This window comes from Xylanimonas sp. McL0601 (genome assembly GCF_049852175.1).
Taxonomy (GTDB): domain Bacteria; phylum Actinomycetota; class Actinomycetes; order Actinomycetales; family Cellulomonadaceae; genus Xylanimonas.
Window position 1 is genome coordinate 3210978 of the sequence record NZ_CP187527.1, and the last position, 12762, is coordinate 3223739.

The 12762-nt window shown below is 72.9% G+C and carries 12 protein-coding genes; 4 read left to right on the top strand and 8 right to left on the bottom strand.

What is annotated here, in order from left to right; genetic code table 11:
• Positions 1-30 precede the first annotated feature (30 nt).
• The 3 genes from ACO4JP_RS14910 to ACO4JP_RS14920 form a co-directional block, all read right to left on the bottom strand.
• Complete coding sequence (locus ACO4JP_RS14910) at positions 31-762, bottom strand: class I SAM-dependent methyltransferase (protein WP_425954761.1); 732 nt, start codon at positions 760-762, stop codon at positions 31-33.
• A 215-nt stretch (positions 763-977) separates the two neighbouring features.
• On the bottom strand, positions 978-1514 hold the full coding sequence (locus tag ACO4JP_RS14915) for a TOPRIM nucleotidyl transferase/hydrolase domain-containing protein (RefSeq protein ID WP_425954762.1): 537 nt from the start codon (positions 1512-1514) through the stop codon (positions 978-980).
• Positions 1511-2026, bottom strand: a complete 516-nt coding sequence (locus ACO4JP_RS14920; RefSeq protein ID WP_425954763.1) for an SRPBCC family protein — start codon at positions 2024-2026, stop codon at positions 1511-1513. The genes ACO4JP_RS14915 and ACO4JP_RS14920 overlap by 4 nt, the downstream gene beginning before the upstream one ends.
• A 62-nt stretch (positions 2027-2088) precedes the next feature.
• On the opposite strand from ACO4JP_RS14920, the gene ACO4JP_RS14925 reads away from it, so the two are divergent.
• Entirely contained in the window at positions 2089-2853 is a 765-nt protein-coding gene (locus ACO4JP_RS14925; RefSeq protein ID WP_425954764.1) for an SAM-dependent methyltransferase, read from the top strand.
• Complete coding sequence (locus ACO4JP_RS14930) at positions 2850-3695, top strand: class I SAM-dependent methyltransferase (protein ID WP_425954765.1); 846 nt, start codon at positions 2850-2852, stop codon at positions 3693-3695. Before ACO4JP_RS14925 ends, ACO4JP_RS14930 begins: the two co-directional genes overlap by 4 nt.
• Before the next feature lie 298 nt (positions 3696-3993).
• Here the strand turns inward: ACO4JP_RS14930 and ACO4JP_RS14935 are convergent, their stop codons facing one another.
• Positions 3994-5658: a bifunctional lysylphosphatidylglycerol flippase/synthetase MprF gene (locus tag ACO4JP_RS14935; RefSeq protein WP_425954766.1), complete on the bottom strand. Its 1665-nt coding sequence runs from the start codon at positions 5656-5658 to the stop codon at positions 3994-3996.
• Between the two features lie 368 nt (positions 5659-6026).
• Here ACO4JP_RS14935 and ACO4JP_RS14940 point away from each other — a divergent pair, with 368 nt between their 5' ends.
• The gene (locus tag ACO4JP_RS14940) at positions 6027-6221 is read left to right on the top strand and encodes a DUF5302 domain-containing protein (protein ID WP_425954767.1); all 195 of its coding nucleotides are present in this window, start codon (positions 6027-6029) and stop codon (positions 6219-6221) included.
• 612 nt (positions 6222-6833) lie between these two features.
• Here the strand turns inward: ACO4JP_RS14940 and ychF are convergent.
• From ychF to ACO4JP_RS14960, 4 genes are read right to left on the bottom strand one after another with little or no spacing between them, the layout of a single operon-like run.
• Positions 6834-7919, bottom strand: a complete 1086-nt coding sequence (ychF, locus tag ACO4JP_RS14945) for a redox-regulated ATPase YchF (RefSeq protein ID WP_425954768.1) — start codon at positions 7917-7919, stop codon at positions 6834-6836.
• An 11-nt stretch (positions 7920-7930) separates the two neighbouring features.
• Positions 7931-8695, bottom strand: a complete 765-nt coding sequence (locus ACO4JP_RS14950; protein ID WP_425954769.1) for a DinB family protein — start codon at positions 8693-8695, stop codon at positions 7931-7933.
• 58 nt (positions 8696-8753) lie between these two features.
• The gene (locus ACO4JP_RS14955) at positions 8754-10346 is read right to left on the bottom strand and encodes a hypothetical protein (protein WP_425954770.1); all 1593 of its coding nucleotides are present in this window, start codon (positions 10344-10346) and stop codon (positions 8754-8756) included.
• Positions 10316-11170 carry an ABC transporter ATP-binding protein gene (locus tag ACO4JP_RS14960; RefSeq protein WP_425954771.1) on the bottom strand — a complete coding sequence of 285 codons (855 nt, stop codon included), beginning with the start codon at positions 11168-11170 and terminating at the stop codon, positions 10316-10318. The genes ACO4JP_RS14955 and ACO4JP_RS14960 overlap by 31 nt, the downstream gene beginning before the upstream one ends.
• Positions 11171-11304: 134 nt before the next feature.
• Between ACO4JP_RS14960 and rmuC the strand changes: the two genes are divergently transcribed.
• The gene (gene rmuC / locus ACO4JP_RS14965; RefSeq protein WP_425954772.1) at positions 11305-12756 is read left to right on the top strand and encodes a DNA recombination protein RmuC; all 1452 of its coding nucleotides are present in this window, start codon (positions 11305-11307) and stop codon (positions 12754-12756) included.
• Positions 12757-12762 lie beyond the last annotated feature (6 nt).

Below are 12762 nucleotides of genomic sequence, written 5' to 3' on the forward strand. Positions count from 1 at the left end.
CGCCTGTGACCAAGCGCAGGTCCGGGAGCCTCAGCGGTGCGCCACCACGACCAGCTCGCCCACGCCCTCGCCCACCGCCTCGTGGTGCCAGCCGCCGAAGACGGCGTCGACCGTGAACCCGGCGCCGGCCAGGTCCGCGCGCAGCTGCTCCTCGGTGCGGAACGCGAGCCGCCCCTCGTCGACCGCCTCGGTGCCGTCGGCGAGCACACGGTGGTCGTCGAAGGTGACGACCCCGTCCTGCGACACGTCGGTGACGTCGTACCACCCCACGACTTGCGAGCCGTCCCCGAGCGTCACCGCCTCGCGCGAGTCGACGGGGTTCCAGCGCTCCCAGGCGCGCGCCGCCGGGTCGCGGGTGTCGAACGCCAGCGTGCCCCCCGGGGCGAGGACGCGGCGCAGGTCGGCGAGCGTCTCGGTCCAGTCCTGCGGGTCGACGATCGCCTGGGCCACGTGCCCGGTCATGAACGCGATGTCGAGCTCGGCGTCACCCAACGCCGATGACGTGCCCTCGACCCAGATGACGTCCTCGGCCCCCGGCTTGGTGCGCGCCAGGGCGAGGGCCGCGGCGTCCGGGTCCACGCCCGTGACGAGGTGCCCGGTGCGGGCGAGCGCGAGCGTGAGGCGGCCCGTGCCACAGCCGAGGTCGAGCACGCGTTGCTCGGGGCGCTCGTTCGCGAGCGCGAGGAAGAAGTCGTCGTCGGGGCCCCACGCGTTCTCGGCGTCGTACCAGGCAGCCCGCTCGTCGTCGCCCAGTGCCGTCATGCCATGACGCTAGGCCGGTGCGCGCACGAAGTCGCGCCATCACTTGCGTGTCTCAGGCACCGGCCTGGTCCCGCCCAGGTTCGGGCCTCAGGAACCGCCTGGCCTGGGTCGCCACGACGGCGACGCTTGCCCCGGGCTTGATCTGCAGCTTGGCGGCGAGGTCCATGGGGCGATCGTGACCCACGAGCGCGCGGGCCACGCGGCGAAGCCGGCCCTCAGCGCGCGAGGCCGTCCAGCAGCGCGGCGATCGGCGGGGGCTCGACTGCATCGGGCAGCGCCGCCGCGAGCAGCCGGGCGTAGCGCTCCTTGCGTCCCGCCGTCGTGCCGAGGAACCGGTGCAGGCGGTCGGAGATGGGCTCGTCGCGGTGCTGGGGCTGCGCGGTGAACGTGGCGAACCGGCCGAGGTCGCCGTTCGCGCCGACGACGGCGAGTACGCCGTCGGGCGTCAGCGCGCGGATGAGCTCGTCCTCGAGGTCGCGGTCGCAGGCGTGGAAGCCGGCCGCGGCGAGTGCTGCGGCGCCGTCGGCCGTGGTCCCGAGCGCGCGGGCCACGAAGCGTGCCTCGCCCAGGTCGTACAGGCCGCGGACCTCGTCACCGCGCGCGACGGCGGCCGCGACGGCGCGCGGCAGGTTGCCCGCGCCGCCGGTCGCCACGACGCAGACGCCGCGGGCCGGGAGGTCGAGCCCGCGACGCGCGGCGAGGACGGTGACGGCGGCGGCGTCGCTCGCGCCCTCGACGAGGACAGTGATCATGGGGCGACGGTGCCACGGCGGCGGTTGGCTGCACGCGGTGATTCAGGGCCGCTCGGCGGGCTCTGGCCGAGCCGTGCCGCCAGCCACTCGTTGCGACGGCGCAGCAGGTGGGTCAGGTACCGCTCGAGCACCAGCCGGTCGACGATGCGCCCGACGACGCCGAGGGGCGACGAGAACTCCGCGACGTCGACCATCAGCGTGCCGCCGTCGACGGCGGTGAAGAGGTGCTCGTGTTGCCACCGCGCGAACGGGCCGGCGACCTGCTCGTCGACGAACCGGTGCGGGGCGTCGTAGGCGGTGATGGCCGACGTCATGCGGAAGCGGACGCCGAAGTGCCGGGCGAGCCAGGTGACGGTGTCGCCCAGCCGCATCTCTCCTGCGGTGACGCCGGCGACGGCGCGCTCTCCCGAGCGCGACATCGACGCGGCGTGCGCGTCGACGGACAGGCTCAGCGCGAAGCAGTCGGCGGCTGACGCTCGGGGGATGAGAGTCTCGAGGCGGACGTGCGGCACGGCAGGCACCCTAGCCCGGCATTTCCCTGGCCGGGCGGCCAGATCGCTGCCACCCTGCAGCAATGCGCTCGTTCGAGGAGCTGGTCGCGGAGGCCGAGGCCGCCGACGTCACCGGGTGGGGCTTCGGGTGGCTCGAGGGCCGCGCGACGGAGGAGAGGCCGCCGTGGGGCTTTGCCCACCTGCTCGCGGACCGCTTGAGCCGGGTGGGCTCGGCGCTCGACCTCGACACCGGCGGCGGCGAGGTCGTGGCGGAGGCACCGGTGCTTCCGCCGCGGATGGTCGTGACCGAGGGCTGGCCGCCCAACGCCGCCCGGGCGCGCGCGCTGTTGGGACCGCGCGGGGTCGAGGTGGTCGAGACGACCGATGGTGCCCCGCTCCCCGTGCCCGCCTCGGCGTTCGAGCTGGTCACGTCGAGGCACCCGGTGCGGCCGGACTGGGCGGAGATCCACCGCGTGCTCGCGCCCGGAGGCCACTACCTCGCACAGCACGTGGGGCCTGCGTCGGTGTTCGAGCTCATCGAACGGTTCCTCGGACCGCTGCCTCGGACGCAGCTGGCCCGTGACCCCGACGACGAGGCCGCCGCGGCCGAGGCGGCCGGGCTCGCCGTCGTGGACCTCCGGCGCGCGCGCTGCCGGATGGAGCTCTTCGACGTGGGGGCGATCGTCTGGGTGCTGCGCAAGTGCGTCTGGTGGGTGCCGGGCTTCACGGTCGCCGAGCACGAGGGCACGTTGCGCGCGCTCGACGCCGAGCTGCGGGCGGGCCGCCCATTCGTGGCCCACTCGACGCGGCACCTCGTCGAAGCCCGGCGTCCTACGCTCTCCGCATGACCGGGGACGACGTCGCCATCGGCTGGGCGGAAGCGCGCGAGGCCAACCGCCTCAACTGGGAGGACCGCGTCCCGCTGCACGAGGCGGCCTACGGCCTCGACGCGTACGACGACCCGGCCTACCTTGGCCCCGTCGTCGAGCACGACGTGGCCGCGATGGCACCGTTCCTGCCCGGCGGCACCCTGCGCGGCCTCGACCTGTGCCACCTGCAGTGCCACATCGGTACGGACACGATCGGGCTCGCGCGCGCCGGGGCGCGGATCACCGGCGTCGACTTCTCCGCCGGGGCGCTCGCGTCCGCGGCGCGGTTCGCCGCGAAGCACGGGGTCGAGGCGACCTGGGTCGAGTGCGACGTCCTCGACGCACGCGCCCACGTCACCGGCGACTTCGACGTCGTCTACACGAGCATCGGGGCGATCACCTGGCTCGCCGACCTCGACCGCTGGGCGGCGCAGGTCGCCGCGCTGCTGCGGCCCGGTGGCCTCTTCTACATCCGCGACGGGCACCCCGCGCTGTACGCGCTCGACGAGGCGGCGGACCACCTCAGCACCCGCTGTCGCTACTTCGCCGACGGCACGGCGCAGGCCTGGGACGCCGAGTACACGTACGCCGGCGACGGGACCGTGGCCCACCCGCGCACCTACGAGTGGCCGCACGCGCTCTCCGAGACCGTCAACGCACTGCTCGGCGCGGGCCTGCGCCTCGAACGGCTCGACGAGGGCACGGTGCTGCCGTGGCGGTTCAGCCCGCGGATGGTCGAGGTCGAGGGCGGGTACGCGTGGCCGGAGGCGGAGCGGGCGCTCGTGCCGTGCACGTTCACGGTGGTGGCGCGGCGGCCCTGAGGCGGCGGCGGCCGGCGGCGGCGAGCGGCGGCCGGCGGCGGCGAGCGGCGGGCGGCGGGCGGCGGGCGGCGGGCGGCGGGCGGCGGGCGGCGGGCGGCGGGCGGCGAGCGGCGGGCGGCGGGCGGCGGGCGGCGGGCGGCGGGCGGCGGGCGGCGGGGCGATCAGTTCGTGGGTTTGCGTTCGATTCGTCGGACGCATCCGACGAACGGAACCCGAACCCACGAACTGACATCGCGATCACGCGTCGGAGCAGTGTTCCCATACCGCGGTGGTCACGCTGGAACGGGTTTTGCGGGCATCACCGGCCGCCGGGCGCCGAAGACCTGCCGAGGAACCGCCCAATGACGGGTAGCTCGGTGACGCCCTCGACGTCGGCCATGACGAGGCTCTGCGACGCGACCCACTCGACGGAGTCGAGCACGACGTACCGCGGCTCCCACCGGGGGTGGAACTTGCGGTTGAACATCGCCAGCGAGGCCATCTGGGTGCGCTCGGACATCTGCGCGAGCAGGGGGCGCGTGAGCACGACGAGCGGCCCGCCGACCTCGGTGCTCTCGAGCACGGAGCGCATGGGCGCAAAGTTGAGCGAGAGCGCCAGGTCCCCGCGGGCAGCAACCTCCTCGATGGTCGCGACGATGCACGCCTCGATGACCCCGTTCGGCACGTCGCCCGAGATGCGGCGGCGCATGACGTCGAGCGACCAGCCGTCGATCCCGGGGGCGGGGACCCACTGGGCGAACGCGTCGACCCGGCCCGCGCGGTTGCGGGTGACGGCGAGCAGGAAGTCGATGTCCTGGGGGTCGAAGAGCCGGGACAGCGTCATGGAGAAGCCTCGCTCGCGGCCGCCGCGGCGGCTCTGGCCGCGCAGGTCCTCGAGCTGGGCGCGCAGCGCCGGGTCGAGCGACGCCGGGTCGTGGAAAGTGGTCGTGTAGCCCTCGCGGCGGACCCGGCCGACGGCCTGCCGCAGCGACTTGTTCTTCGCCCCGGCCAGCGCGAACTCGCGGCAGTCCACGATCGCCTCGTCGCCCAGGTAGACGGGCCGAAGCCCGCTCGCCTCGTAGAGCGGCAAACGCTCGGGGCGGGCACCGAGCACGGCGACCGACCAGCCGTGCTGCTCGACGTAGGCGAGGAACTCCGACCACACCGCGACCTGTTCGTCGTCGGGCCCGATCGGGTCGGGCGAGACGAGGCACACGCCACCGTGGACCGCGTGGGCGACCACGGAGCGGCCAGTGAAGAACCAGTCCTTGTCGTCGCGCAGGGCGAACCAGTCGAGCGTGCCGGCGCCGTAGCGCTTGACGACGGCCCGGGCGCGCTCGCGCTCCTCGCGGTGCTGCTCGGCGGTGAGCCGCCGGGGGTCCTTCGGCGAGAGCAGGATCCAGGCCGCCGCGGCGACCAGTGCGGCGCCCGCAACGATCGCGAGCGGCAGGACCATCCGATCGAAGCGGTGGAACCGCGGCGGCTCCACCGCCTCGGTGAGCGTCACGGCCAGGACCACGGCGAACACGCCGCCGATCGTCCCGAGCACGAGCGCCCGCCGCACCGTGGCACGCGAGGGCAGCACGCCGAACGACGTGCGCTGCGTCGCGAGCCAGGTGGCCCCCGACGTCGTGATCACCGCCGCCTCGACGCCGAGGCCGCGCGCCAGGTGCAGCAGGACCGATGCGACGAGCAGCACGAGCGTCCCCCACCATGCGAGCCGCTGGCCGTGCCGCAGCCCGCGCGCCATGAGCAGCAGCCCGACGGACACCAGCACGAGTGTGGTGGCGGCGGTCGGCGGCACGACGCTCGGCAGCACCTCGAGCACCACGTGGAGCCGGTGCCGGAACGGGGGCGAGACGGCCGCGAGCAAGCTGACGACGCCGACGATGGCGACGCCGGTCGACGCGACGGTCCGCACCCGCTCGCGGCGGCGTCGGACGGGCAGCGGGTCGTACGGCGCGCGCAGGGGCAGTTCGGTCACGCCCCAGTATCCCGGGTGTCCCTGAGTGCCAGGTGACAGTCCGGCAACGTCCAGGCGGATGTGGGGGAACCATCGGGGCGCGGTGCGTGCTCCCCGCGTGGGCCGGGCGCGCGAGACGCTGACGGGCTCGATCCCCGCCGTTGCCTATGCTATCGACGCGTCAACCACCCAAAGCCCGACCCACCATTGGCACCATCCTGACGCCGTGGCGCCTCGACGGTGCGGTAGCGAGGCGTTGCACCTTTTCACGATGCAAGACGTATCGCGCTCTCGCCTGCACCAGCGCCCCGACACAACGGTTCGCTTCCCGCGCTCACGTCGGGCACCCTGGCCGGGAGACACCAAGGAAGACCAGGAGGACTGATCGCATGCCGTCTGACGACCCGCACGAAGAATCGACCACACCGTCCGAGGAGGCGAAGGCGCGGTTCCGCGAGGCCCTCGAGCGCAAGGCTTCCGCAAACACGCGGCACAACGAGGGACAACAGAACCGAGGCTCGGTCAAGGGCTCGGAGACCACGGGACCGACTCAGAAGATGTTCCGCCGCAAGAGCGGCGGCTGATCGGGCACGCACGTACGTCGTCTACTAGCCGTCGAGCATGCTGACGTTGCCGGAGTCGGCGTAGTCGTCGGCGCGTGTCCCGAGCGGAACCGGTAGGGCGACGGGAGCCCCCCGGAGTGCATCTAGGTCCTTCGAGTCCACTCGGGCGGACACACGAAGAGGGTCCCTGACCTGCGTCTCGCAGGTCAGGGACCCTCTGTTTCGGGGTGGGCGACACTGGACTCGTCCCTGTGACGCGGCGGCCCTGAGGCGGCGGCGGGGCGATCAGTTCGTGGGTTTGGGTTCGATTCGTCGGATGCATCCGACGAATCGAACCCAAACCCACGAACTGATGTCGCGATCGCCCGTCGGAGCGGAACTCCACCCGTCGCGAGGCCGCACATCGAACGCACCCAGGATGGCGTCGGCCACGAGCGGCGCCAGAAGGCTGCGGCCTTCAGCACCGACTCATCCACGGAGTACGTGGCTTCGAGCGGATCAGCAGTCAGTTCCGGAGCTTGTTCCAGTCGATCCGGCCCGTCCATGTCGGCCAGACCAGAAAGCCGGCGACGACGGCGCCGATCGCGCAGGCCCACGGCAGGCTGGCGTCTCGTCAGAGCCGCCTCCCCGCGGTCAGACGTTGAAGCGGAACTCCACCACGTCGCCGTCGGACATCACGTACTCCTTGCCCTCGATGCGCGCCTTGCCTGCCGCGCGGGCGGCCGTGACCGAGCCCGCCGCCACGAGGTCCTCGAACCCGATGACCTCGGCCTTGATGAAGCCTCGCTCGAAGTCCGTGTGGATGACGCCGGCCGCCTGCGGAGCCTTCCAGCCCTTGTGGATCGTCCAGGCGCGCGACTCCTTGGGGCCGGCGGTGAGGTAGGTCTGCAGGCCGAGGGTGTGGAAGCCAACCTTGGCGAGCTGGTCGAGCCCGGACTCGTCCTGGCCGTTCTCCTCGAGCATCTCCTTGGCTTCGTCGGGCTCGAGCTCCGCGAGCTCCGCCTCGAACTTGGCGTCGAGGAAGATGGCGTCGGCCGGCGCGACGAGCGCGCGCAGCTCGGCCTGCATGGCCTCGTCGGCGAGCCCGGCGTCGTCGGTGTTGAAGACGTAGATGAACGGCTTGGCCGTCATGAGCTGGAACGACGCGATGTCGGCGAGGTCGAGGCCTGCGGCCTTGGCGCCCTGGAACAGGGTGGTGCCCGCCTCGAGGATCGTCTGCGCCTTCTTGCCGGCGTCGAGCAGGGAGGGGTCGCCCTTCTTGATCTTGACCTCCTTCTCGATGCGCGGCAGCGCCTTCTCGAGGGTCTGGAGGTCGGCCAGGATGAGCTCGGTCGAGATGGTCTCGATGTCGCCCTCGGCGTCGGTGGAGCCCTCGACACGCACGACGTCGGCGTCGGAGAAGACGCGCGTCACCTGGCAGATCGCGTCGGCCTCGCGGATGTTCGCGAGGAACTTGTTGCCGAGCCCCTCGCCCTCCGAGGCTCCCTTGACGATGCCGGCGATGTCGACGAACGACACGGTCGCGGGCAGGATCCGCTCGCTGGAGAAGATCCCCGCGAGGACGTCCAGGCGCGGGTCGGGAAGCGGCACCACGCCCACGTTCGGCTCGATGGTCGCGAACGGGTAGTTCGCGGCGAGCACCTGGTTGCGGGTGAGGGCGTTGAAGAGCGTGGACTTGCCGACGTTGGGCAGGCCGACGATGCCGATGGTGAGAGCCACGTCGGGAAAGTCTACGGGGCCGTTCCGGCCTCGATCGTGTCAAGGTCGCGAACCGCGTACCGCAGGTGCTCCCACTCCTCGTTCCCGATGACGCCGAGGCACCGCCCGACGGTCATCCTCCGCCGGTACTCCTCGGGGGAGTCCTCGTGCCAGGGCGGCAGGCCGGGCGCGGGCGCGGCGAACTCCTCGGGCGTCGCGGCCGCCAGGAAGTCGCGCACCTGCGCCACCCTGTCCGCGCGCTCCGCGAGCACCTCGTCCCACGACGGCGTGGCCGTCGGGTCCATACCGAGCTCAGCGGCCCGGTCCTCCCACTCGGTGAACGGAACCCCTATCGGGCTGAACGCGTCCGGCATGCGCTGGACGCCGTGCCGTAGCCAGCCGTCCGTCGCCATCACGAGGTGCCGCAGCGTCTGGGAGATGGACCATTCGCCGTCGACGTGCGCGTCTCGCAGCTCAGGCCGCGCGGTCGCCCGCGCGATCGCTGCCGCCCACTCGCGCTGTGCCGCGTCGAACGCCTGGAGCTGCTCGGCCGGGTCAAGCGAGCGGCGCCACTCACGGCCCGGGAGCCTGCGGTTGAGCTCGGCCTCGACCAGCGGGGCCACCTCGACGCCGTTGAGCACGAGCCCGCGGATGTCGCCGTCGATGTCGGCGCCGGACAGGTCGACCCCGCGCATCAGCACGCCGGTGAGGTAGCTCTGGTCGAATCGCGCTCCGGTGAGGTTCGCGAGGCGGAACCGAGCACCCCGGAGGTCGTCGTCGGCGGTGAACTGGACCATGGCGCCGACGTTACGCCGGGCCTCAGACAGTGGCCCGGCGTCGCGTCGAAGGCCCTGCTCAGGCGTACGAAAGCACGCGCTGCAGCAGCTCCGGCGCCCGCCTGTCGTACGCCTGCGCGCCCCAGCGGACGCCGAGCACCAGCACGACGGCCCCGAGGGCGGGTGCCACCACGAGCGTCACCCAGCCGAGGGCGACGCTCGGCAGCAGGATCGACACCAGTGCCAGTGCCAGGGCGGGCAGCGACACGATCGCCGCGAGCCCCATGCTCACGCCCTGGGCAACCATCGTGGCGCCGGTCGCGCCCTGCGGCTGCTTGAACGGGCTGTCCCCCGGCTTGGGCACCGGGTACAACCAGCGCGCGGAGACGAAGCTCGACACTCCCGTCGACGCCGCGAGCAGGCCGATGCTGAGCCCGAGCAACGGCGGCAGCGACTCCCAGAGGCCCGTCACCCCGGCCGTGACCAGCGTGTACGCCACGATCAGCGGTGTGCCGACGGCGAGCACGGGGATCGCCCGCCCCCACCGGTCCGTGCGCCCAGGCGTGCCTGTCGCCACGTGCAGCGCGAACGCCGTGTGGTCGTACGCGACGTCGTTCGAGATGCCGAAGCCGGCGATCCACGCGGTCAGCGGCGCGAGGATCACGATCACCTCGGCTCCGCCGTTGCGCGTCGCGAAGTACAGCACCACCGGCAGCAGCGGCACGATCAGCATCGACGCGGAGTAGCGCGGGTCGCGCACCCAGTACGTCGCCGTGCGCGCCACGACGGCGCCCACGGGCGTCGCAGGTACGCGATCGAACAGCCCGAGGCCCTTGCCGTGCGCCCCCTTGCCGCCGCCCTCGGCGGGCCGCTCGAGGGTCCGCGCCAGCGCGCGTTCCCACACCCAGACCGCGAGCGCGAGCGTCCCGACCGCGACGGCGAGGCGGCCCAGCGCCGTCAGCCACGCGCCGTCGTGCACCGACGCCGCGAGGCCCCACGGCGCGCCGAGCGGCGTCCACCCGAGGAGGTGCGCGGCGCCGCCGACGGCGGCGGGCACGGTGTCCCCGACCGTGACAGTGGCCGAGCCCATGCGCTGTGCGAACCACGAGATCGCGGGCCCGAACAGCATGATCGGCACGAACGCGACGATCGTCAGGACCTCGCGCGAGCGGCGCGACTCCAGCATCGGCGACAGTATCGTCGTGATCGCGCGTGACCCGACGACGCAGAGAGCGACCGCCAGCACCGCGCCGACGAGGGCGGCGAGCACCGCGAGCGGCGTGCGCCACCAGGCGAACGCGGCGCCGACGACGGCGAGCACCGTCGCGATGCCCGGCACCGACACGACCCCGGCGACGGCCAGCCCCGCCAGCAGGCGCGGTCGCGGGATGGCGTAGGTCGCGAACCGGTGCGGGTCGAGCGTCGCGTCGACGCCGTAGAAGAAGACCGGGACGAGCCACCAGGCCAGCACCAGCACCGCGCCGGCGATCACGATGACCTGACCGGTCACGACAGGCTCGGTGGCACCGCCCGCGACCGCGGCGGCCACGGCCATCAGCACGAGGCCCGCCGCGTAGAGCGAGCCGAGCACGATGCCGATCGTCTGCCACACGCTCCTGCGGAACGTGTTGGCCATCAGGGTCAGCTTGAGGCGGACGAACTGCGCAACCACGCGAGCCCCTCCCCTTCCTTGCGGCCGCCCACGAGGTCGACGAACCGGTCCTCGAGTGTCTGCTCGCCGCGCACCTCGTCGACCGTCCCGGCCGCGAGCACGTGCCCGCCCGCGACGACGGCGACGTGGCTGCACATGCGCTGCACCAGGTCCATGACGTGCGAGGACACGACGACGGTGCCGCCGTCGGCGACGTAGCGGTGCAGGATGTCGCGGATGTTCGCCGCGCTCACGGGGTCGACGGCCTCGAACGGCTCGTCGAGCACGAGGACGCGCGGCGCATGGATCATCGCGGACGCGAGCGCGACCTTCTTGGTCATGCCGGCGGAGTAGTCGACCACGAAGGTGTCGCGGTCGGCGACGAGGTCCATCGCGCGCAGCAGGTCCTCGGTGCGCGCGGCGACGGTCGCCCGGTCAAGCCCGCGCAGCAGGCCCGCATAGGTGATGAGCTGCGCGCCCGTCAGGCGGTCGAACAGCCGGACGCCGTCGGGCAGGACGCCGAGGAGCCGCTTGGCGGCGATCGGGTCCGTCCACAGGTCGGTGCCGAGCACGCCCGCGGTGCCGAAGTCGGGGCGCAGCAGGCCGGTCGCCATGGACAGCGTCGTCGTCTTGCCCGCACCGTTGGGGCCGACCAGGCCGTAGAACGAGCCGGCCGGGACGTCGAGGCTGATGCCGGCGACGGCGATCTTCTCGCCGAACCGCTTCCAGAGGCCGCGCAGGCTCAGGGCCGCGGAAGGGTCGGGGGGCGGGACGACCGGCGCCTGGGCGACGGGCGGCGCTTGCGGGACGGTGGGCTGCGTGGCGGGGGCGGACAGCGTGATCACCTGCTTTATCGAGGGCTGTGCGTTCGGTGCTTCCGCGGGAAGGCTAGAGGCCGGCGACGACGACGACCAGTGGATACGGCGGTTCGCGGCGTGCGTCGTGTCGCCGTGTCGGTGCCGCATGCGAACCTTCGGGCATGACGACGACGACCTGGATCGGCCTCCTGGTAGGCGCGCTCGCCGTGGGCGTGCTCGTGGGCTGGCTCGTGGCCTCCAACCGGGCCGGCGCAGCGCGACGCTCCGCCGACATGGAGCTGGTGCGCGGCCACGCGGAGCTCGAGGGCCTCCGCCGTGAGGCGGCGGGGCTGCGCGACCAGCTCGAGCGGGTGCGCGACGACGCCGCCCGGCGCGTCGACGAGGCGCGGGCCGAGGCCGATGCCCGCCTGCGCGAGCTCAAGGCGGACCAGGAGGCGGAGAAGCAGCGCTTCCAGTCCGTCGCGGGCGAGGCGCTGCAGGCGAACTCGAGGCAGTTCCTCGAGCTGGCCAACCAGACGCTGCGCGCGTCGACTGTCAAGAACGAGGAGGTGCTCGCGCAGCGCGAGCAGGCGATCCGGGCGCTGGTCGAGCCGCTCAACAAGTCGCTCGAAAAGGTGCAGACGCAGGTCACCGACGCGGAGGCCAAGCGGCGCGAGGGGCAGTCGCAGCTCACCGAGCACCTGCGCCAGCTCGAGCTGGCCAACGCCGATCTGCGCAAGGGCACCGGCGACCTCGTCACCGCGCTGCGCTCCTCGCAGACGCGCGGCGCGTGGGGCGAGCTCCAGCTGCGCCGCGTCGTCGAGGCCGCGGGCATGCTCCGGAACGTCGACTTCACGGAACAGGCGTCGGTCTCGACCGAGGACGGCATCCTCCGCCCCGACATGGTGGTGCACCTGGCCGGCGGCAAGAGCGTCGTCGTCGACGCCAAGGTCGCGTTCGTCGGCTACCTCGAGGCCCAGCAGGCCGACGACGCGACGGTCCGCGAGGCCCGCCTCGACGCGCACGTCCGGCACATGCGCAAGCACATGGAGGACCTGGCGGCGAAGCGGTACTGGGACCAGTTCGCACCCGCGCCCGAGTTCGTCGTGATGTTCGTCCCCGCCGAGGTCTTCCTCTCGGCCGCGGCGGAGCGGGACCCCGCGCTCCTCGAGGACGCCGTGCGCAAGAACGTCATTATCGCGACGCCGATGACGATGGTCGCGCTGCTGCGCACGATCGCCTACGCCTGGCGACAGGACGCGCTCGCGCGCAACGCCCAGGAGGTGCTGCGGGTCGGCAAGGAGCTGCACGCGCGGCTCGTCACGATGACCAAGCACGTCACCGCGACGGGCGCGGGCCTGGAGAAGGCGACCAGGTCCTACAACTCGATGATCGCGTCGCTCGAGCGCAACGTGCTCACCTCGGCCCGGCGCATGGTCGCGCTCGAGGTCGTCGACGAGAAGGAGTCGATCGACGAGCTCAAGGGCATCGAGGAGCTGCCGCGGCCGATCACCAAGCCCGAGCTGCTCGCCGCGGAGGAGGATCGGGTCGTCGCTATCGAGGCGCTCGCGCTCGCCGACCGGAAGGCACTGCAGCGGCTCGCCGCGCAAGACGACGCGGCCGCCGCGGGCTGAGCGGGT